Annotated in this window: 19 protein-coding genes and 1 tRNA gene; 16 read left to right on the top strand and 4 right to left on the bottom strand. The window is 63.7% G+C overall.

Features of this window, described 5'->3' with window-relative positions; genetic code table 11:
- Positions 1-28: 28 nt before the first annotated feature.
- The 5 genes from NKI64_RS26560 to NKI64_RS26540 all read left to right on the top strand — a co-directional run bounded on the left by NKI64_RS26560 (position 29) and on the right by NKI64_RS26540 (position 6738).
- Complete coding sequence (locus tag NKI64_RS26560; RefSeq protein ID WP_352671004.1) at positions 29-856, top strand: ferredoxin--NADP reductase; 828 nt, start codon at positions 29-31, stop codon at positions 854-856.
- A gap of 218 nt (positions 857-1074) precedes the next feature.
- Positions 1075-2124: a deoxyribose-phosphate aldolase gene (gene deoC / locus NKI64_RS26555; RefSeq protein ID WP_023689207.1), complete on the top strand. Its 1050-nt coding sequence runs from the start codon at positions 1075-1077 to the stop codon at positions 2122-2124.
- 226 nt (positions 2125-2350) lie between these two features.
- Complete coding sequence (locus tag NKI64_RS26550) at positions 2351-4723, top strand: aldehyde dehydrogenase family protein (protein ID WP_352671001.1); 2373 nt, start codon at positions 2351-2353, stop codon at positions 4721-4723.
- Between the two features lie 291 nt (positions 4724-5014).
- Entirely contained in the window at positions 5015-5746 is a 732-nt protein-coding gene (locus tag NKI64_RS26545; protein WP_027049181.1) for an SDR family oxidoreductase, read from the top strand.
- Positions 5747-5892: 146 nt separating this feature from the next.
- Positions 5893-6738 (top strand): fumarylacetoacetate hydrolase family protein, encoded by an 846-nt coding sequence (locus NKI64_RS26540; RefSeq protein ID WP_352670997.1) that lies wholly within the window; start codon positions 5893-5895, stop codon positions 6736-6738.
- An 81-nt stretch (positions 6739-6819) separates the two neighbouring features.
- On the opposite strand, the gene NKI64_RS26535 is transcribed toward NKI64_RS26540, so the two are convergent.
- Entirely contained in the window at positions 6820-7839 is a 1020-nt protein-coding gene (locus tag NKI64_RS26535; RefSeq protein ID WP_352670994.1) for an LLM class flavin-dependent oxidoreductase, read from the bottom strand.
- A 145-nt stretch (positions 7840-7984) separates the two neighbouring features.
- On the opposite strand from NKI64_RS26535, the gene NKI64_RS26530 reads away from it, so the two are divergent.
- From NKI64_RS26530 to NKI64_RS26505, 6 genes are read left to right on the top strand one after another with little or no spacing between them, the layout of a single operon-like run.
- Positions 7985-8122, top strand: coding sequence for a hypothetical protein (locus tag NKI64_RS26530; RefSeq protein ID WP_352670991.1), 138 nt, complete (start codon positions 7985-7987; stop codon positions 8120-8122).
- A 56-nt stretch (positions 8123-8178) separates the two neighbouring features.
- Positions 8179-8736, top strand: coding sequence for an FMN reductase (gene msuE, locus NKI64_RS26525; protein WP_023671307.1), 558 nt, complete (start codon positions 8179-8181; stop codon positions 8734-8736).
- A gap of 58 nt (positions 8737-8794) precedes the next feature.
- Positions 8795-10171 (top strand): LLM class flavin-dependent oxidoreductase, encoded by a 1377-nt coding sequence (locus tag NKI64_RS26520; RefSeq protein ID WP_023806228.1) that lies wholly within the window; start codon positions 8795-8797, stop codon positions 10169-10171.
- Positions 10172-10196: 25 nt separating this feature from the next.
- The gene (locus NKI64_RS26515) at positions 10197-11045 is read left to right on the top strand and encodes an ABC transporter permease (RefSeq protein ID WP_023806227.1); all 849 of its coding nucleotides are present in this window, start codon (positions 10197-10199) and stop codon (positions 11043-11045) included.
- Between the two features lie 42 nt (positions 11046-11087).
- Entirely contained in the window at positions 11088-12086 is a 999-nt protein-coding gene (locus tag NKI64_RS26510; protein ID WP_023732650.1) for an ABC transporter substrate-binding protein, read from the top strand.
- Positions 12087-12110: 24 nt separating this feature from the next.
- Positions 12111-12875, top strand: a complete 765-nt coding sequence (locus tag NKI64_RS26505) for an ABC transporter ATP-binding protein (protein WP_023671311.1) — start codon at positions 12111-12113, stop codon at positions 12873-12875.
- A gap of 47 nt (positions 12876-12922) precedes the next feature.
- On the opposite strand, the gene NKI64_RS26500 is transcribed toward NKI64_RS26505, so the two are convergent.
- The 3 genes from NKI64_RS26500 to NKI64_RS26490 all read right to left on the bottom strand — a co-directional run bounded on the left by NKI64_RS26500 (position 12923) and on the right by NKI64_RS26490 (position 14056).
- Positions 12923-13312, bottom strand: coding sequence for a hypothetical protein (locus NKI64_RS26500; RefSeq protein WP_023683541.1), 390 nt, complete (start codon positions 13310-13312; stop codon positions 12923-12925).
- Between the two features lie 102 nt (positions 13313-13414).
- A tRNA-Ala gene (locus NKI64_RS26495) sits at positions 13415-13490 on the bottom strand.
- Positions 13491-13663: 173 nt separating this feature from the next.
- The gene (locus NKI64_RS26490) at positions 13664-14056 is read right to left on the bottom strand and encodes a TIGR02300 family protein (protein WP_023683538.1); all 393 of its coding nucleotides are present in this window, start codon (positions 14054-14056) and stop codon (positions 13664-13666) included.
- 206 nt (positions 14057-14262) lie between these two features.
- On the opposite strand from NKI64_RS26490, the gene aroA reads away from it, so the two are divergent.
- The 5 genes from aroA to NKI64_RS26465 all read left to right on the top strand — a co-directional run bounded on the left by aroA (position 14263) and on the right by NKI64_RS26465 (position 19828).
- Positions 14263-15621 carry a 3-phosphoshikimate 1-carboxyvinyltransferase gene (aroA, locus tag NKI64_RS26485; RefSeq protein WP_023703673.1) on the top strand — a complete coding sequence of 453 codons (1359 nt, stop codon included), beginning with the start codon at positions 14263-14265 and terminating at the stop codon, positions 15619-15621.
- Between the two features lie 59 nt (positions 15622-15680).
- Positions 15681-16184, top strand: a complete 504-nt coding sequence (locus NKI64_RS26480; RefSeq protein WP_352670985.1) for a hypothetical protein — start codon at positions 15681-15683, stop codon at positions 16182-16184.
- Positions 16185-16210: 26 nt separating this feature from the next.
- Positions 16211-16855: a (d)CMP kinase gene (cmk, locus tag NKI64_RS26475; protein ID WP_031195781.1), complete on the top strand. Its 645-nt coding sequence runs from the start codon at positions 16211-16213 to the stop codon at positions 16853-16855.
- Between the two features lie 205 nt (positions 16856-17060).
- Positions 17061-18758, top strand: a complete 1698-nt coding sequence (rpsA, locus tag NKI64_RS26470) for a 30S ribosomal protein S1 (RefSeq protein ID WP_023671316.1) — start codon at positions 17061-17063, stop codon at positions 18756-18758.
- Positions 18759-19006: 248 nt separating this feature from the next.
- A complete protein-coding gene (locus tag NKI64_RS26465; protein WP_352670981.1) occupies positions 19007-19828 on the top strand; it encodes an MOSC domain-containing protein in 822 nt (273 codons plus the stop codon).
- The last annotated feature ends 71 nt before the right edge of the window (positions 19829-19899 follow it).

Here is a 19899-nt window from a genome sequence, read left to right as displayed (position 1 = left end):
GTGGCTTGGGCAAGACAGAGTTGGATTGATGAACACCACATCCGCACTCAACACCGCCGACGCCCGTCCGCTGCAGTTCCCGATTCCGGCCAATGTCTATGCCGAAACCGTCGTCTCGGTGAAGCATTACACCGACCGCCTGTTCTCGTTCCGCATCACCCGCCCGCAGTCGTTGCGCTTCCGCTCCGGCGAGTTCGTCATGATCGGTCTGCCCAATGCCGAAAAGCCGGTGTACCGCGCCTATTCGGTCGCCAGCCCGGCCTGGGACGAGGAGCTGGAATTCTTCTCGATCAAGGTGCCGGATGGTCCGCTGACCTCCGAACTGCAGAAGATCCAGGTCGGCGACACCGTCATCATGCGCCAGAAGTCGACCGGCACGCTGGTTGTCGACGCGCTGACCCCGGCAAAGCGCCTGTTCATGATCTCGACCGGCACCGGCATCGCGCCCTTCGCCAGCCTTCTGCGCGACCCCGATACCTACGAAAAATTCGATCAGGTCATCCTGACCCACACCTGCCGCGACAATGCCGAACTGACCTATGGCCAGGAACTGGTGGCCGCGCTCGAGAACGATCCCCTGATCGGCGAACTGACCGGCGGCCGCGTCACCCTCTACAATTCGACGACCCGCGAAGAATCGGCGCGCATGGGCCGCATCACGGCGCTGATCGGCTCGGGCAAGTTCTACGCCGACCTCGGCATCGAGAAGCTCAATCCGGAGACGGACCGCATCATGATCTGCGGCTCGATGCATATGCTGAAGGACGTCAAGGAAATGGCCGAAAGCCTCGGCTTCCATGAGGGCTCGCTCAGCCATCCCTCGACCTTCGTCGTCGAGCGCGCTTTCGTCGGCTGACATCAGCAGGCGCCTCGGCGCCTGCTTCTCGATTGGAATTTTGACCATGCGGTCAAAATTCAGCTGCTTTCGCCGCCTTTTTCCGCTATGACCGCTTGAAGGACTCGTGAAGCGATGCTTCACGGGCTATCTTCGGTGTGCGTCGCCTAAAGCCGCCGCGCGGTCCGGGAGCAACGACACGCACCACGACGTAAAATCGTCGAGCGAAAGGGCAGGAGATGAGCAGCACAATCCGCGAAGCCGATCTCGGCGGGTCCAAGGTCACGCCGCTGCCGGCGCGTGCCGCAGCCAACACGCCCGTTCCGCAATCGCATGGCATCGCCCGCAACACCGGCATGCGGCTCGATCTCGGCTTCATGGAATCGGTGCGCTCGGTCAATCGCTCGGCGCTGGAGCGCCGCGTCGCCAGCCTGACCAAGCGTCGTTCGATCAAGGCCGACAACCAGGCGGCATGGCTGCTGCGCGCCGTCTCCTGCATGGATTTGACGACGCTGAATTCCAACGACACCGAAGAGCGCGTCCGCCGCCTGTGCGCCAAGGCGATCAACCCGTTCCGCCGCGACATCGTCGAGGGGCTTGGCATCGAGGGCGAAAAAATCCGCCCGGCGGCGGTCTGCGTCTATCATCCATTCGTCGCGACGGCTGTTGATGCCGTGCGCGGCACCGGCATCCATGTCGCCGCCGTCTCCACCGCTTTCCCGCACGGCCTTGCGCCGCTGTCGACCCGCCTGCAGGAGATCGAGGCATCGGTGCGCGACGGCGCCGACGAGATCGACGTCGTCATCCCGCGCGGCCTGGTCTTCGGCGCCAAGTGGCAGGAGCTCTACAACGAGATCGTCTCGATGCGCGAAGCCTGCGGCGATGCGCATCTCAAGGTCATTCTCGGCACCGGCGACCTCGCCACGCTGCGCAATGTCATGCTGGCCTCGATGGTGGCGATGATGGCCGGCGCCGATTTCATCAAGACCTCGACCGGCAAGGAAAGCGTCAACGCCACGCTGCCCGTCGGCCTTGCCATGGTGCGCGCCATCCGAGCCTATTTCGAGGAGACCGGCTTTCTCATCGGCTTCAAGCCGGCCGGCGGCATCTCTACAGCCAAGGCTTCGCTCGACTGGCTGGTGCTGATGAAGGAGGAGCTCGGCCGGCCATGGCTGGAGCCAGACCTGTTCCGCTTCGGCGCCTCGAGCCTCCTCACCGACATCGAGCGCCAGCTCGAGCACCATCTGACCGGGCATTATTCGGCCAATCACCGCCACGCAATGGCGTGAGGCGGATGAAGGCCTTGAACGTCGTGTTCCTTCGCCCCTCCCTCTGTCCTGCCGGACATCTCCCCCACTTGGGGGGAGATTGGCTAACGTCGGCGATTTCGCCAATTGTCGACGTTTCAGAGCCGACAGGCGCGAAGGCTAATCTCCCTCCTTGTGGGGGAGATGTCCGGCAGGACAGAGGGGGGCGCCACAGAGCGCCTGCCAAGACGATTATCTGGAGCGCGTCATGAACATTCTCGAACGCTATCACGCCATGGAATACGGCCCGGCGCCGGAAGCCCGCACCGAGGCCGATGCCTGGCTTGCCGGACGCGATTTCGGCAAGGCGCTGTTCATCGACGGCGGCTGGAAGGCAGCAGGCGGCGGCAAGACCTTCGAGACCAGCGAACCCTCATCCGGCAAGCTGCTGGCCAAGATCTCCGATGCCGGCGCCGCCGATATCGACGCAGCCGTCGCCGCAGCCATCAGGGCCTTACCGAAATGGTCGGCATCCTCGGGCTACCAGCGCGCAAAAGTGCTTTACGCCATTGGCCGCGCGATGCAGCGTCATCAGCGCCTGTTCGCAGTGCTTGAGTCAATCGACAACGGCAAGCCGATCCGCGAAAGCCGCGACATCGACGTGCCGCTGGCCATCCGCCATTTCATCCATCATGCCGGCTGGGCACAGGCGCTGGACAAGGATTTCCCAGGCCACAAGGGTGTCGGCGTCGTCGGCCAGATCATCCCATGGAATTTCCCGCTGCTGATGCTGGCCTGGAAGATTGCGCCGGCGCTCGCCGCCGGCTGCACGGTGGTGCTGAAGCCGGCCGAGTTCACGCCGCTCACCGCCATCCTGTTTGCCGAGATCTGCGAGCGTGCCGGCGTGCCCAAGGGCGTCGTCAACATCGTCCAGGGCGGGCCGGAAGCGGGCGTCGCCATCGTCAACCATCCCGGCATCCAGAAGATCGCCTTCACCGGCTCTTCGGAGGTCGGCAAGATCATCAGGAAAGCCACGGCCGGATCGGGCAAGAAGCTGTCATTGGAGCTTGGCGGCAAATCGGCCTTCATCGTCTTCGAGGACGCCGATCTCGACAGCGCCGTCGAAGGACTGGTCGACGGCATCTGGTTCAACCAGGGCCAGGTCTGCTGCGCAGGCTCGCGGCTTCTGGTGCAGGAAGGCATTGCCGACGCGTTGATCGCAAAGGTCAAGGTCAGGATGAGCCGGCTTCGCGTCGGCAGCCCGCTCGACAAGAACACCGATATCGGACCGCTGGTCGACGCCACACAGCTCGACCGCGTCAAGGGCCTGGTCGCAGAAGGCGCCAGACAGGGCGCCGTCTGCTGGCAGCCCGACGCGGTGCTGCCGTCTTCCGGCTACTACCACCTGCCGACGCTCGCCACCGGTGTTTCGCCGGCAAATATATTGGCGCAGGAAGAGGTGTTCGGCCCGGTTCTGGCCACCATGACCTTCCGCAACACCGAGGAAGCGGTCGAACTCGCCAACAACACGCGCTATGGGCTGGCCGCCTCGGTGTGGAGCGAAAACATCAACCTCACGCTGCATGTCGCGCCGCAGCTGAAGGCCGGCGTCGTCTGGGTCAACGGCACCAACATGTTCGACGCCGCCTGCGGCTTCGGCGGCTATCGCGAAAGCGGCTTTGGCCGCGAGGGCGGGCGCGAGGGCATGTTCGAGTATCTCTCGGCAAAGCTGCCGCTCGGCCCGGTGATCAAGCCGACGGCGGCTTCGGCGCAGCCGGTCGAGCAATCGGATGGCGGCGCCATCGATCGTACCGCAAAGCTGTTCATCGGCGGCAAGCAGGTGCGGCCCGACGGCAATTATTCGCTGGCGATAGCCACTGCCAAGGGCAAGCTCGCCGGCGAAGTCGGTCTCGGCAGCCGCAAGGACATCCGCGACGCCGTTGCCGCCGCCCGCGCCTGCAAGGCCTGGCCGGAGGCGACCGCCTACAATCGCTCCCAGGTGCTATATTATCTCGCCGAAAATCTGTCCGGCCGTGCCGGCGAGTTTACCGCACGCTTGACCGAACTGACCGGCGCCAACGCCAAGGCCGCGCGGGAGGAAGTGGAACAATCGATCGAGCGCCTGTTCCTCTATGCCGGCCTTGCCGACAAGTATGAGGGCAGGGTGCATCAGCCACCGGCCCGCGCCGTCACGCTCGCTTTGCACGAGCCGGTCGGCGTCGTCGGCATCGTCGCCCCGGACAGCGCGCCGCTGCTCGGCTTGATCTCCCTGATCGCACCTGCGCTTGCCATGGGCAACACGGTGGTGGCCGTGCCGTCGGAAAAATACCCGCTGCTCGCCACCGATCTCTACCAGGTGATCGAATATTCCGACGTTCCGGCAGGCGCCATCAACATCGTCACCGGCCGCACGGCGGAGCTTGCCGGCGTGCTGGCCAAGCATGACGATGTCGACGGGCTCTGGCTGTTTGCCGATGCCGACACTTGCGCCAAAGCGGAGGCCGATTCCATCGGCAATCTCAAGCGCGTCTGGACCGGCAACGGCCGCAGCCTCGACTGGGCGTCCGACGAGGCCGCCGGCGATGCCCTGCTGCGCCGCGCCGTCGAAGTGAAGAACGTCTGGGTGCCATACGGCGACTAATGCCGCCTGAAGCGCGCTGTGCTTGAGCGAACCATGGCAGCGTCACTCGTTGCCCGGTTGTCATACATGTTGTTGCATCAGAGCAAGCGATGTGCATTACATCGGCCGTCACGAAGGTGATCGCGTTCGGGCTTGACGCCCGGACGTGTGTTCTTTAACCAGAAAAAACATTTGTTATTTTGACTGATGGATTGTGCAGGCCGCATAGTCGCGCCTGCCTGGCACAGGACGCCCCGGTTAGCCGGCAGTAAATCGGGCCGAGAAGTGGCCAAAGAGGGCGAGGAGAAACGCATGGCGGATCTGGCAGGCAAGGTCGTTGTCGTCACGGCGGCGGCGCAAGGCATCGGCAGAGCGAGCGCTCTGGCCTTCGCCAAGGCAGGTGCCGTCGTGCACGCCACCGACATCAACGAGGCGCTGCTGGCCGAACTCGCCAAGACCTCCGGCATCAAGACCCGCAAGCTCGACGTCCTCAACGATGATGCCGTGATATCGGGCTTCGCCGAAATCGGCCGCGTCGACGTGCTGTTCAACTGCGCCGGCTTCGTTCATTCCGGCTCGATTCTCGAGATGAAGGATGCCGATCTCGATTTCGCCTTCAATCTCAATGTCCGCGCCATGATCCGCACCATTCGGGCCGTACTGCCCGGCATGCTGGAGCGCGGCGATGGCTCGATCATCAACATGTCGTCCGTCGCCGGCGCCGGCAAGGGCGTGCCCAACCGCTTCGCCTATGGCGTCTCCAAGGCGGCCGTGATCGGTCTCACCAAGGCGGTTGCCGCGGACTATGTCGCCAAGGGCATTCGCTGCAACGCCATCTGCCCCGGCACCGTCGAGAGCCCGTCGCTGCAGGACCGCATGCATGCGCAGGGCGATTACGAGGCGGCCCGCGCGGCCTTCATTGCCCGCCAGCCGATGGGCCGTCTCGGCACGCCCGAGGAAATCGCCGACCTTGCGGTCTACCTCGCCGGCGCCACGTACACCTCGGGGCAGGCCTATAATATCGACGGCGGCTGGTCGATCTGAGCAATAGCCTTGATCCGCAGGTCCAGGCTCGAACAGTTCTAAAGTCCGGCTTGCCCTAGGTCGGGTCCGATAGCCAGAGTCCGCCCAGTCATCGCTTGGCGAAGCGAGTTTTGAAAACGGCCTTGGGCCGCAATTTGGAGAGCAAGATGAAACTGCTGCGCTATGGCGAGATAGGGAACGAACGCCCCGGCCTGCTCGATGCGGATGGCACGATCCGCGATCTTTCAGGTCATGTCGCCGACATTGCCGGCAAGGCGCTCGATCCGGCATCGCTCGATGCGCTATCGAAGCTCGACCCGAAGTCGCTGCCGGCCGTACCCGGAAGCCCGAGGCTTGGCGCCTGCGTTGCCGGCACAGGAAAATTCATCTGCATTGGCTTGAACTATTCCGACCACGCCGCCGAAACCGGCGCCGCCGTGCCGCCGGAGCCGATCATCTTCATGAAGGCGAGCTCGGCCATCGTCGGTCCCGACGATGATGTGCTGATCCCGCGCGGCTCGGAAAAGACCGACTGGGAGGTTGAACTCGCCGTGGTCATCGGCAGAAAAGCCAAATACGTCACCGAAGCCGAGGCGCTGGATTATGTCGCCGGCTATGCCGTTGCCCATGACGTGTCCGAGCGAGCCTTCCAGGCCGAGCGCCAGGGCCAGTGGACCAAGGGCAAGAGCTGCGACACGTTTGGTCCGACCGGCCCGTGGCTTGTCACCAAGGACGAGGTTGCCGATCCGCAGAACCTCAAAATGTGGCTGACGGTCAACGGCAAGACGATGCAGAACGGCTCGACCAGGACCATGGTCTACGGCGTGGCCTATCTCGTTTCCTATCTCAGCCAGTTCATGTCGCTGCATCCTGGCGACATCATCTCCACCGGCACCCCGCCCGGCGTTGGGCTGGGCATGAAGCCGCCCGTGTTCCTGAAGCCCGGCGATGTGGTGGAACTGGGCATCGAGGGGCTAGGCCAGCAGAAGCAGACCTTCAAGGCGGATGCCTAGCCGCCTCTGCCCTTAGAGCGTTTCACCGTTTGCCGGCGAAACGGTCTATCTCTTTGTTTGCCGGGCGGCTGGCGCCTCTTGTCAGCGCCAGCCCAGAGCCGGCGCGACGTGCTTCAGGATCGCCTCGATGACGTGGGCGTTGTACTCGACGCCAAGCTGGTTGGGGACGGTCAGAAGCAGCGTGTCGGCCTCGGCGATCGCTTCGTCCTCTTTCAGCTGATCGATCAGCACATCGGGCTCCGCGGCATAGGAGCGGCCGAAGACGGCAAGCTTCTCAGGCTCGATATAGCCGAAATGATCTTCGCTGCTGCCGCCGCCGAAATAGGCGCGGTCGCGGTCGTTCACCAGCGCAAAGATGCTGCGGCTGACCGACACGCGCGGCTCGCGTGTGTGGTCGGCCGCCTTCCACGCCGCGCGATAGGCGCGGATCTGTTCGGCCTGCTGGATGTGGAGCGGCTGGCCGCCCTCATCGAACTTTAGCGTCGAACTTTGCAGGTTCATGCCGAGCTTGCCCGCCCATTCGGCGGTCGCGTTGGTAGCGGCGCCCCACCAGATCCGGTCGCGCAGGCCGGCCGAGAATGGCTCGAGCCGCAGCATTCCCGGAGGATTGGGGAACATCGGCCGCGGATTGGGTTGCGCGAAACCTTCGCCGCGCAGCACATTCAGGAAAACCTCGGCATGATTGCGCGCCATGTCGGCATCGCTTTTGCCGTCCTGCGGCACGTAGCCGAAGTAGCGCCAGCCGTCGATCACCTGCTCCGGCGAACCGCGGCTGATGCCAAGCTGCAGCCGGCCACCGGCGATCAGGTCGGCAGCACCCGCATCCTCGGCCATATACAGCGGATTCTCATAGCGCATGTCGATGACGGCGGTGCCGATCTCGATGCGGCTGGTGCGGGCGCCGACCGCGGCCAGAAGCGGAAACGGCGAAGCGAGCTGGCGGGCAAAATGATGGACGCGGAAATAGGCGCCGTCCGCGCCCAGCTCCTCGGCGGCGACGGCCAGGTCGATCGACTGCAGCAGCGCGTCGGACGCCGAGCGCGTCTGCGATTGCAACGAGGGCGACCAATGGCCGAAGGAAAGAAAGCCGATCTTCTTCATGCGCGTATCCTGTTCTTTGATTGCAGTTGCCTACTTCGTCGCCCACGCGATTGGGTTCAATCGACACTCACACAACGCAGTGTCAATGCCGCCGGCCCTTGACGGTTTCGCGACGATACCCATCAGTGCGCAAAGGACCAAGGCCATGGTCCCCGGCGATGCCTTTCGCGACCGCGTCAGCATCTGCCGCGGCGCTTTGGGGCCAAATGAACCAACCAAAGGCGATGTACCGCAAATTCCATTCGCTTCAGAGCCCGGTTTTGAAATCTTCTCGCTCATTTAATTCTACAAAATCGGTAGGCTTAATGCGGATAGTGCGTTTGCGAGAAGGAGCTTCGGATGTCAAAAAAGCTGGTGGTGGGGTGGTCCGGCAACCTGACCCGTCCGTCCAAGACGAAGGCATTCGTCAGCCACATCGCCGGTGAGGTGGCGAGCCGGGCCGGCTCGGCTTTGAGCGTTTTCGACATCGAGGATCTCGGCCCGTCCTTTGCGCCTGCAAGACAGCTTGGCGATCTCGATCCGGCGGCGCGCGGTATTATCGAGCAGCTGCTCGGCGCCGACGTGCTGGTGGTCGGCTCCCCGACCTTCAAGGGCAGCTACACCGGGCTGTTCAAGCACTTCTTCGACCTGCTCGACCCGTCGTCGCTGCGCGGCAAGCCGATCATCCTGGCGGCAACAGGCGGCGGCGAGCGTCATTCGCTTGTCGTCGAACACCAGTTGCGGCCGTTGTTCGGCTTCTTCGAGGCGCAGACCCTGCCGACCGCGATCTACGCCTCGGACAAGGACTTTGCAGATGGCGTGCTGGTGTCAGAGGCAGTCAAGGCGCGAGCCCGGCAGGCGGTCGCTGAGGCATGCCGGGTGGCCGGCGTGCCCTACAGCGTCGTCCTTGCCGCCTGAAAACCAACGATCCGCGACGCAATATTCCATCCCGCATAGACCAGAAGGACGCCTGCAAATGACTCGAGCCAGCAAGTCCGATAGCAAACCGCGGCAGATCAAGCTCGGCGCCTTCCTGCCCGGCGGCGGACAGCATATTGCCGCCTGGCGTCATCCCGATGCGCCGGCCGACGGCGCCACCAATTTCGAGTTCCACAAGCAACTGGCGCTGACCGCCGAGCGCGGCCTGTTCGACGCCTATTTCCTGGCCGACAACCTGACCGTCGGCCTCGGCGCCCGCGAGGGCGGCAACGCCAAGATCGCCGGCTTCGAGCCGGTGACGCTGTTTGCGGCGCTGGCGCCGCTGACGACGCATATCGGTTTCATCGCCACGGCCTCCACCACCTATGAGGAGCCCTACACGCTGGCGCGCAAATTTGCTTCGCTCGACCTGTTGTCGAACGGCCGCGCCGGCTGGAACGTGGTGACCTCGGCCGGCGACGAAACGGCGCGCAATTTCAACCGCGACGTCCAGCCCAGCCATGCCGAGCGCTATGCCAGGGCGCATGAGCATGTCGAGACGGTCAAGGCGCTGTGGGACAGCTGGGAGGATGACGCCTTCATCCGCGACAAGCAGTCGGGCCGTTTCTACGACAAGGACAGATTGCACGACATCGACCACAAGGGCGAGCATTTCAGCGTCAAGGGTCCGCTCAACGTGCCGCGCCCGGTGCAAGGACATCCGGTTGTCGTACAAGCGGGGCAGTCGGAAGACGGCCGTGGGCTTGCCGCGCACTCGGCCGAGGTCATCTTCACCGCCCATCAGAAGCTCGAGACGGCGCAGGAATTCTACCGCGACATCAAGGCGCGCGTGGCTGAAGTCGGCCGCGATCCCGATCAGGTGCTGATCATGCCGGGCGTCGCGCCCTTCGTCGGCCGCACCGAGGACGAGGCCCGTGCCAAATACCAACAGCTTAACGACCTTATCCTGCCCGAGGACGGTGTCGCCCTGCTCAACGGGCTCGCCGGCCAGACGCTCGACATCAGGGGCTATCCGCTCGACGGCCCGTTGCCGCCGAGCAAGGAAACCGAGGGCATGAAGAGCCGCCAGGCGCTGATCCGGCAGATCGCCGACGAGCACAACTTCACCATACGCCAGCTTTACCAATGGGTAGCGACGGCGCGCGGCCACTACACCATCGTCGGCAGCGTCACGCAGGTCGCCGATCAGCTGGAGGAATGGTTCACCAGCGAGGCGGCCGACGGCTTCAACATCCTGCCGCCCTGGCTGCCCGGCGCGCTCGACGATTTCGTCGACCTGGTCATTCCCGAGCTGCAGCGGCGCGGCCTGTTCCGCACGGCCTACGAAGGCCGCACGCTGCGCGAGAATCTCGGCCTCAGGCGCCCGGAAAATCCATGGACCGTCGCCCGCTCGACCGTCCTTGCCGCCGAATGACCTTGGCAATCGAAGGGGTGAAGCAATGACGCTGCAGCACATCGATCGGCAGATCACGGTTCGCCGCAGTGGTGGCGAAACTGGGCTCGGCACCGACTTCCTGAACCTCGGTAGCAAGGCGGCTGTTCGCTTCCTGAAGCGCTACGGCGTGCTTGCCGGCTTCCTGGCGCTCTGGCAGGTGGCGAGCAGCGTCGGCTGGGTCAACGCGGCGGTGCTGCCGCCGATCGACATGATCGTCGTCGCACTCTGGAAGGGGCTTGCCGGCGGCAGCCTGCTCGGCGACATCGCCATCAGCCTGCAACGCGCCGGCATCGCCTTTGCGGCGGCTGTCGCCGTTGCCATTCCGCTTGGCCTGTTCATGGGCCAGGTGCGCCCGGTCGAAACCGCGCTCGATCCGATCCTGCAGGTGTTCCGGCAGACGTCGGCGCTGGCGCTCTATCCGGTGTTCATCCTGCTCTTGGGACTTGGCGAGACCTCGAAGATCTTCGTCATCTTCTGGGCGACGCTGTTTCCGCTGCTGCTCAACACCATCAGCGGCGTCAAGGAAGTCGATCCCAAGCTGCTTGAAATGGCGCGCGTCTATGGTGCGAGCCGGCTCACCGTGTTTCGCCGCGTCGTACTGCCGGGCGCCGTGCCGTCGATCTTCGTCGGCTTGCGGCTGAGCGCCACCACCGCGCTGCTGCTGCTGATCGCGTCCGAGATGATCGGTGCCAACAAGGGCATCGGCTTCCAGGTGATGAACGCGCAGTACAATTTCCAGATCCCGCTGATGTTTGCGGCAATCGTCATCCTCGCCGGGCTTGGCCTGATCGCCAACCAGGCATTGGTCACCCTGCAGCGGCGGCTCTGTCGCTGGAGCAATCCTGTCAACTGAGCAGTCCGCCCCTCACCGTTTACCTCCAGGAAGGACCCGATCATGAAAATCACCCGCCGTTCGCTGCTTGCCGGCGCGCCGCTTGCCGCCGGCCTCATCGCCGCCGGCCTGCCGCGCATGGCCTTTGCGCAAGCCGCAGCCGTCAAGTTCCGCTACCTCGCCAGCCGTGGCAGCATCTCCCCGCACGAGCTGGCCGACGAGCTTGGCTACTTCAAAGGGCTCGGCGTCGAGCTGGAGAATGTCGGCTATTCCTCGGGCGGACCGGAATCGCTGTTTGCGCTGTCTTCGGGCAGCGTCGACATCGGCTCGGCCGCCACCGCGGCGGTGATCAACTCGATCTCCGGCGGCAACGACTTCGTCGCGGCGTATCCGAGCAACGGCATCAACAAGGATGTGAAGAGCGTCTTCTACGTGCTGGAAGACAGCCCGATCAAATCGATCGCCGACATTGCCGGCAAGACCATCTCGGTCAACACGCTCGGCGCTCATCTCGACTATACGGTGCGTGAGGCCCTGCACAGCGTCGGCCTGCCGCCGACCGCCGCCAACCTCATTGTCGTGCCCGGCCCGCAGCTTGAGCAGACGCTGCGCTCGCGCCAGGTCGACATTGCCGGCCTCGGCTACTGGCAGGCGACCTTTGCCGGCGCGCTGGTCGCCAACGGCGGCGTGCGCGGCGTGTTCGACGACACCCAGGTGCTCGGCGAACTCGCCGGCGGCTTCGTCGTACTCAGGCGCGACTTCATTGCCGCCAACCCGGATGCGGCGCGCAACTTCGTCGAACAGTCGGCGCGCGCCTCGGACTGGTCGCGCCAGAACCCGGACGAAGCCCGCAAGGTGCTGGCCACTATCCTCGACAAGCGCGGCGAAAACGGCGATCTCGCCCGCTACTGGACCGGCTTTGGTCTGCGCGAAGGTGCGCAGGCGACCGATCGCGACATCGACTTCTGGGTCGCGGTGCTGGAGCGCGACGGCCGTCTGGCCAAGGGCAAGCTGAAAGCCGCCGACATCCTGTACCGGCCCGGCGAAACCAAGATCAACTGAGCTTTGAAATAGCTGAGAGACAAGATGGCCGGTTCCAACCGTGGCGGAGAGGTCTCGATCCGCGACCTGTCCAAATCCTTCAGCCTCGGCGGGCGCCAGCTTGCCGTGCTGCGGACGCTCAACCTCGACATTCGTTCGGGGGAATGCCTGGTCATCGTCGGCGCCAGCGGCTCCGGCAAGACCACGCTGCTGCGTATTCTGGCCGGGCTGGAGGCGGCCGACAGCGGCGGTGTCGCGATCGACGGCCAGCCGGTGCATGGCGTCGGCGCCGAGCGTGCCGTGATTTTCCAGGAGCCGCGGCTGCTGCCCTGGCTCAGCGTGCTCGGCAATGTCGCCTTCGGCCTCGAAGTGCGTGGCGTTCCCAAGAGACAAGCCGAGGAACGCGCCCGCTTCTACGTCGCACTGGTCGGCCTTGCTGAATTCGCCGATGCTTTTCCGAGCCAGCTTTCCGGCGGCATGGCGCAGCGCGTCGGCATCGCCCGGGCGCTCACCGTGCAGCCCGAGATCCTTCTGCTCGACGAGCCGCTGGGGGCGCTGGACGCCATGACCAAGATAGGCATGCAGGAGGAACTGGCGCGCATCTGGAGCGAGGAGAACGTCACCATGGTGATGGTCACCCACGATCTGGAGGAGGCGATCTATCTTGCCGACCGGGTGCTGATCCTGCCCAAGGAGAAAGGCGGCGCGGCGCGGTTGATCGACATCGACCTGCCACGCCCGCGCGAGCGCAGCGAGAGCCGCTTCGTGCGCTATCGCGAAGAACTGCTGCGCGAATTCGGCCTGCACTGATCGGGAAGGGGCCAGCCGTGGCTCCCCCGGAAGATTAGCTCTCGCGATTATTGCTTGGTGAACGTGCCCGTATAGGTTCGGTCGGCAAGCCCATAGGTGACGGCCAGCGTTCCGTCCGCCTGAATGACCGCGCTGACGTCCGCGCCATTGGGAAGGCGCCGCAGTTTCAACGTGTTGCCGAAAATCTTGCCTTCGCCGTCGGCCACGCCCGGTTTGTTGTCGGCGACATCGCCCCAGGCATAGGTGGCGGTGACATTGCCGCCGCGCGTAATCGTCAGCACGGCGAGCTTGCCGTCATACATCCCGTCCAGCTGTCCGCCCCATATGCCGGAAAACGCGACATATTTGGCCGGGACGCCTTCGCCGGGCGGCATAACCCGCACGGATGGATCGAGGACCGCCGCACCATCAGGAGCAGAGATCGCGGCAGGGGCCATGGGCTGAGGTGCGGGCGCTGGCGGCGGCGATGATGGTTCAGGCGCCGACTGGCAGGCGACAAGCATGAATGCCGCGAAACCGAGCGTCGGAAAGAGACTGTTTGGTGGAGCCAATCGGGATCGAACCGACGACCTCTTGAATGCCATTCAAGCGCTCTCCCAACTGAGCTATGGCCCCACTCCGGCAGTCAGCCGTCGCCGTTGCCGGCGAGAGGTCCGGCGCGGGTTTCAGGACCGCGCCGTTTAGTGCAGGCGGCTTCTAACCCCGCCTTCCCTGAAGATCAAGCCTTCGAGGCCCGCTTTTTCATCATAGCCCGTGAACGCCGCTAAATGCATGGGTTCGAAGCGTTCCTAGACTTCGTCGTCGTCGTCGCCGACGCCGATCATGTCGGCGACGTCGTCGTCTTCTTCCTCTTCGTCGGCAAGGAAAGTATCGTCCTCATCGTCGCCTAGATCGACATCGTCCTCGTCGTCGCCCAGGTCGGGAAGCTCGTCGCCGGCCTTGACGTCTTCGTCGGCCTCTTCAAGCGAGACGACTTCAACGCCTTCTTCTTCCTCGGCGTCCACTTCCTTCTCGGCCACTTCCTCTTCCTCTTCGAGGGCGGCGATCTTGCCGTCCTCGAAATAGGAACGCGGATACGTCTTGCCCGTATAGGGCGAGACGATAGGGTCCTTGTTCAGGTCGTAGAATTTTCGGCCCGTTTCAGGGTCGACACGCTTTGTGCCAAGTTCGTTTTTTGCCACGTCAAGCCTCGTCAGTAAAAGAGTGGTCCCCTTAACCACAGTTTACCGCGCTGTCAAAGCGAAAAGCCGGCGTCACAAAACCAAGCACTGAAAGGCCTCGCGCCAAGCGACGACCATGGGGATGACCATTCGTGCCCGCCGTGATACGAGACCGCCGCAACAAATGAAAAGCGCCGGCGCGCCGGCATTCCGTCCAGGGAAATTCCATGTCTCACGCCGCCGCTGCCAAGCCGGCCACCGCCCGCAAATCATCCGCCCTTTCCGGCACCGCTCGCGTGCCGGGCGACAAGTCGATTTCGCACCGTTCCATGATGTTCGGCGGCCTTGCCTCCGGCGAAACCCGCGTCACCGGCCTGCTCGAAGGCGAGGATGTGATGCGCACGGCGGCCGCCATGAAGGCGATGGGCGCGCATATCGAGAAGCGCGGCGCCGAGTGGGTGATCCGCGGCACCGGAAATGGCGCGCTGCTGCAGCCGGAAGGCCCGCTCGATTTCGGCAATGCCGGCACCGGCTCCCGCCTCACAATGGGCCTCGTCGGCACTTACGACATGGAAACGACCTTCATCGGCGACGCATCGCTGTCGGGACGGCCGATGGGCCGCGTGCTCGAACCCTTGCGCCAGATGGGCGTGCAGGTGCTGAAGGCGACGCCGGGCGACCGCATGCCGATCACGCTGCATGGGCCGAAACACGCCGCACCCATTACCTACCGCGTGCCGATGGCCTCGGCGCAGGTGAAGTCGGCCGTGCTGCTGGCAGGCCTCAACACGCCCGGCATCACCACCGTGATCGAACCGGTGATGACGCGCGATCATACCGAAAAGATGCTTAGGGGATTTGGCGCCAATCTCTCGGTCGAGACCGACGAGCGCGGCGTGCGCCACATCTTCATCGAGGGCCAGGGCAAATTGACGGGGCAGACCATCGCCGTGCCCGGCGACCCCTCCTCGGCCGGCTTCCCGCTGGTCGCGGCACTGATCGTGCCGGGTTCGGACATCGTCATCGAGAACGTGCTGATGAACCCCACCCGCACCGGCCTGCTTCTAACGTTGCAGGAAATGGGCGGCCAGATCGACATCTTGAACCCGCGCAATGCCGGCGGCGAGGATGTTGCCGATCTGCGCGTGCGCTACTCCGAGCTCAAGGGCGTCACCGTGCCGCCCGAGCGGGCGCCGTCGATGATCGACGAATATCCGGTGCTGGCGGTTGCCGCGAGCTTCGCCGAGGGCGAGACGTTGATGCAGGGACTGGAAGAGCTGCGGGTGAAGGAATCCGACCGACTGGCAGCGGTTGCCAATGGGCTGAAGCTCAACGGCGTCGACTGCACCGAAGGCGAAGCTTCGCTCGCGGTGCGCGGAAAGCCCGGCGGCAAGGGGCTGGGCGGCCATCCCAATGGCCAGGACACGACGGTGCAGACGCATCTCGACCATCGTATCGCCATGAGCTTCCTGGTGATGGGGCTGGCAACGGAAAAGCCGGTAACCATCGACGACGCCGCAATGATCGCGACGAGCTTCCCGGAGTTCATGGGGCTGATGACGGGGCTGGGCGCGGAGATTGGGTGATTTTCCCTGTCTCAATGTGCAGTATTCGTGCATGAGAGTGCAATGTCGGAATCGCGGCAATGATGGGCAGGCAGGTCAATTTCTGGTTGTCAGACAAAGATCAAACTGAGCTTCAGTCCATCGTGCTTTCAAAGGGGGTATTCGCGGTGATCAACAGCCAGTCGAAGACCCCCGCACCCTCGCTGAAAGAAAAATTTGAACGAGTGCACCCGGGCCGTAAGGTCGAGGGCTTTCATCTCGTTCCCAAGGCACTGAGGGATGAAATTGTTTGGAAGCACAATCCATACAACGATACGTATGATCCCGATCTCAGCCGCTCATCTGTGATACAGTACAACCCATCCCGGACCGAAGGCAGTTCAATTTTTCAGGGCCGATTTTATCTCCAAGCGCGCGACTTCGACGATCTTGGGCAGTTGATAGAGAAGCATGCGGCATTCACCAAGATCGGCGACGCGCTGCTACGCCTGGTGCGGAAAAATCTAAATCATCTGCACAGTGGCTTTTACGCTGGAAATGAAGCTCTGAAGCTGAAAGATGCGGGTTTCCAGTTTCGATCCTGATAGCAGCAAATCTTCGAGGTCGCGAATTGCCGTTCACCATCGCCATCGACGGCCCGGCCGGCGCCGGCAAGGGCACGCTGGCCCGCCGGCTGGCCGACCACTACCGTCTCAACCTGCTCGACACCGGCCTCACTTATCGCGCGGTCGCCCATGCGTTGATCCGGCACGCGCTGCCGCTCGACAATGTCTCGGCCGCCGAAACCGCTGCCCGCCAGGTCAATCTAGCCAAGCTCGACCGGGCGGTCTTGTCGGCGCATGCTGTCGGCGAAGCGGCTTCGAAGGTAGCGGTTTACCCTACCGTTCGGCGCATCCTGGTCGAAAAGCAGCGCGATTTCGCCAAAACGCCGCCGGGCGCGGTGCTCGACGGGCGCGACATCGGCACGGTCGTGTGCCCTGACGCCGACATAAAACTCTATGTGACGGCGAGTGCGCAGGTGCGGGCGCAGCGCCGGCTGGCGGAAATCGAGAGCATCGGCGGCACTGCCAATTTCGCCGAAATCCTTGCCGATATCATGCGCCGCGACGAGCGCGACATGGGCAGGGCCGACTCGCCGCTGAAGCCCGCCGCCGACGCGCACTTGCTTGATACCTCCGAAATGGCTATAGAGGCCGCGTTTCTGGCGGCCAAAGCGATCATCGACGACGCCTTGGCCAAGAGAGATAAAGCCTGATCCAGGGTTTTCCCGCTGCCACCGATTGCCGGAAGCGAAGAAAATACCCATATCGGGCACGAACCAGCCTGCCAGCATTCTTCATGCGCCGGAATTGCCGCTTAGGCGGCCCAGGGCTTTTGTAGCCCGGAACGCCGGCAGGCCAACGCAACGCTAACCCACGGCGCCCGTCCCGCTTCAGATGCGGGGCACTCCAGGAGAAAATATGTCAGCTGCAAATCCCACTCGCGACGATTTCGCGAGCCTGCTCGAAGAATCATTTACCACCGGTCACTCCGGCGAAGGTCAGGTCGTCAAGGGCACGATCCTGGCGATCGAAAAAGACATGGCCATCATCGATGTCGGCCTCAAGGTCGAAGGCCGCGTGCCGCTGAAGGAATTCGGCGTCAAGGGCAAGGACTCGACGCTCAAGGTCGGCGACACGGTCGAGGTCATGGTCGAGCGCATCGAAAACGCGCTGGGCGAAGCCGTCCTGTCGCGCGACAAGGCCCGCCGCGAAGAGAGCTGGGTCAAGCTCGAAGAGAAGTTCACCAAGGGTGAGCGCGTCGAAGGCGTCATCTTCAACCAGGTCAAGGGCGGCTTCACTGTCGACCTCGACGGCGCCGTGGCCTTTCTGCCGCGCAGCCAGGTCGATATCCGCCCGATCCGCGATGTCTCCCCGCTGATGCACAACCCGCAGCCCTTCGAGATCCTCAAGATGGATCGCCGCCGCGGCAACATCGTTGTGTCGCGCCGCACCGTGCTCGAGGAAAGCCGCGCCGAACAGCGTTCGGAAATCGTGCAGAACCTCGAAGAGGGCCAGGTTGTCGAAGGCGTCGTCAAGAACATCACCGACTACGGTGCGTTCGTCGACCTCGGCGGCATCGATGGCCTGCTGCATGTCACCGACATGGCGTGGCGCCGCGTCAACCATCCGACCGAAATCCTCAACATCGGTCAGACGGTCAAGGTGCAGATCATCCGCATCAACCAGGAAACCCACCGCATCTCGCTCGGCATGAAGCAGCTCGAGAGCGATCCGTGGTCCGAGATCGGCACCAAGTTCCCGATCGGCAAGAAGATCAAGGGTACCGTCACCAACATCACCGACTACGGCGCGTTCGTCGAGCTGGAGCCGGGCATCGAAGGCCTCATCCACGTTTCGGAAATGTCGTGGACCAAGAAGAACGTGCACCCCGGCAAGATCCTGTCGACGACGCAGGAAGTCGACGTGGTCGTGCTCGAGGTCGATCCGGCCAAGCGCCGCATCTCGCTCGGCCTCAAGCAGACGCTCGAGAATCCGTGGCAGGCTTTTGCCGCGAGCCATCCGGTCGGCAGCCAGGTCGAGGGCGAGGTCAAGAACAAGACCGAGTTCGGCCTGTTCATCGGCCTTGAAGGCGACGTGGACGGCATGGTGCACCTCTCGGACCTCGACTGGACCCGTCCGGGCGAGCAGGTCATCGAAGAGTACAATCGCGGCGACATGGTCAAGGCGCAGGTGCTCGACGTCGACATCGACAAGGAGCGCATCTCGCTCGGCATCAAGCAGCTGGCCAAGGATACGGTCGGCGAAGCGGCGACTTCAGGCGAACTGCGCAAGAACGCGGTCGTCACCTGCGAAGTCACCGGCATCAAGGATGGCGGCCTGGAAGTGCGGCTGGTCGACAGCGGCATCGAAACCTTCATCAAGCGCAACGACCTCAGCCGTGACCGTGACGAGCAGCGCCCCGAGCGCTTCTCGGTCGGCCAGAAGCTGGACGCCCGCGTCATCGCCTTCGACAAGAAGACCCGCAAGCTGCAGGTCTCGATCAAGGCGCTGGAAATCGCCGAAGAGAAGGAAGCCGTCGCACAGTACGGCTCTACCGACTCCGGCGCTTCGCTAGGCGACATCCTTGGCGCCGCGCTGAAGAAGCAGGGCAGCTAAGCCGCTTCGCGCGCAGCGCGTAAGTCGCTTCGCGCAAGCGTAAACCTCGGCTGCGCCTCACGCGCGGCTTGAACAAGAAGACCCGCGGGCCGCAAGGCTCGCGGGTTTTTTCATGCTCGGCGACGCGGTTGGCACAAGACAAAGACGGCGGAACCCCTTCAATTCCGCATGCGCGGCTGTAGGCTCGGCTGTCGTTGCAGACGTAAACACGGAAGTCCGGCCCTTCGGGCAACGGAGAAGCATGCGCGATGAAGGTCGTCGAACTCTATCGCTATCCGGTCAAGAGCCTGCGCGGCCATGCCGTGCCGAGCGCCGACATCGAGACAATGGGCATGGAAGGCGACCGCCGCTGGATGGTCGTCGACAAGGATGGGCAGTTCCTCACCATTCGCCAGATACCTGATATGACGACGATCGACGTCGAGCATCGCGAAACGGGCATCCTGTTGAAACATGACAGGCATGGCTCGCACTTCGTCGAGGCTCCGGCTCCCGGCACCGCGCTCCGGCAAGTCAAGATCTGGAAGGATATGGCTGCCGCGCGGCCGGGCGATCCGGCCGCCGGCGCCTATCTCTCGGCTATTCTTGGCCGGCCCGTCGATCTCGTCTATTTCGACGATCCGCAAAACCGGCCGGTCGATGCGGAATTCGGCCAGCCCGGCGATTTCGTCGGCTTTGCCGACGGTTTTCCGCTGCTGATCGCCACGACAGGCTCGCTGAACCATCTGAACAGCCATCTTGCCAGGCCCATCGAGATGGCGCGGTTCCGGCCAAACATCGTCGTCGACGCAGACGGCGCATGGCTCGAAGACAGCTGGAAGACGATCCGCATCGGCGCTGTCGAGTTGCGCATCGCAAAGCCTTGCTCGCGGTGCGTCATCACGACCCGAGATCCGTTGAGCGGCGAGCAGCCGGACCCGCGCGAGCCGTTGCAGACGCTTGGCAAAATCCACCGCTCCGCCAAGGGCGGCATCATCTTCGGCCAGAATGCGATTCCCAACAACGCCGGCGCGATCGCCATCGGCGACGCAGTCGAGGTCGTGGAAGCGGGCGTCTCGAACCTGACGTAGTCGCAGGCCTTCTAATGCCGTGGAGGCGTCGGCGGTCGCCATGATTGAATGGCTAACCTCCGCTGTAGATC

It is taken from the genome of Mesorhizobium sp. M0478, assembly GCF_040321305.1.
Classification (GTDB): domain Bacteria; phylum Pseudomonadota; class Alphaproteobacteria; order Rhizobiales; family Rhizobiaceae; genus Mesorhizobium.
The sequence above is the reverse complement of the archived record's forward strand: the minus strand, read 5'-3'. Positions and strand labels throughout refer to the sequence as shown.

Coding starts and splice junctions, on each gene's coding strand:
- NKI64_RS26560 (WP_352671004.1), top strand. CDS start 29: ATGAACACCACATCCGCACTCAACACCGCCGACGCCCGTCCGCTGCAG.
- deoC (WP_023689207.1), top strand. CDS start 1,075: ATGAGCAGCACAATCCGCGAAGCCGATCTCGGCGGGTCCAAGGTCACG.
- NKI64_RS26550 (WP_352671001.1), top strand. CDS start 2,351: ATGAACATTCTCGAACGCTATCACGCCATGGAATACGGCCCGGCGCCG.
- NKI64_RS26545 (WP_027049181.1), top strand. CDS start 5,015: ATGGCGGATCTGGCAGGCAAGGTCGTTGTCGTCACGGCGGCGGCGCAA.
- NKI64_RS26540 (WP_352670997.1), top strand. CDS start 5,893: ATGAAACTGCTGCGCTATGGCGAGATAGGGAACGAACGCCCCGGCCTG.
- NKI64_RS26535 (WP_352670994.1), bottom strand. CDS start 7,839: ATGAAGAAGATCGGCTTTCTTTCCTTCGGCCATTGGTCGCCCTCGTTG.
- NKI64_RS26530 (WP_352670991.1), top strand. CDS start 7,985: ATGGTCCCCGGCGATGCCTTTCGCGACCGCGTCAGCATCTGCCGCGGC.
- msuE (WP_023671307.1), top strand. CDS start 8,179: ATGTCAAAAAAGCTGGTGGTGGGGTGGTCCGGCAACCTGACCCGTCCG.
- NKI64_RS26520 (WP_023806228.1), top strand. CDS start 8,795: ATGACTCGAGCCAGCAAGTCCGATAGCAAACCGCGGCAGATCAAGCTC.
- NKI64_RS26515 (WP_023806227.1), top strand. CDS start 10,197: ATGACGCTGCAGCACATCGATCGGCAGATCACGGTTCGCCGCAGTGGT.
- NKI64_RS26510 (WP_023732650.1), top strand. CDS start 11,088: ATGAAAATCACCCGCCGTTCGCTGCTTGCCGGCGCGCCGCTTGCCGCC.
- NKI64_RS26505 (WP_023671311.1), top strand. CDS start 12,111: ATGGCCGGTTCCAACCGTGGCGGAGAGGTCTCGATCCGCGACCTGTCC.
- NKI64_RS26500 (WP_023683541.1), bottom strand. CDS start 13,312: ATGGCCCCTGCCGCGATCTCTGCTCCTGATGGTGCGGCGGTCCTCGAT.
- aroA (WP_023703673.1), top strand. CDS start 14,263: ATGTCTCACGCCGCCGCTGCCAAGCCGGCCACCGCCCGCAAATCATCC.
- NKI64_RS26480 (WP_352670985.1), top strand. CDS start 15,681: ATGATGGGCAGGCAGGTCAATTTCTGGTTGTCAGACAAAGATCAAACT.
- rpsA (WP_023671316.1), top strand. CDS start 17,061: ATGTCAGCTGCAAATCCCACTCGCGACGATTTCGCGAGCCTGCTCGAA.
- NKI64_RS26465 (WP_352670981.1), top strand. CDS start 19,007: ATGAAGGTCGTCGAACTCTATCGCTATCCGGTCAAGAGCCTGCGCGGC.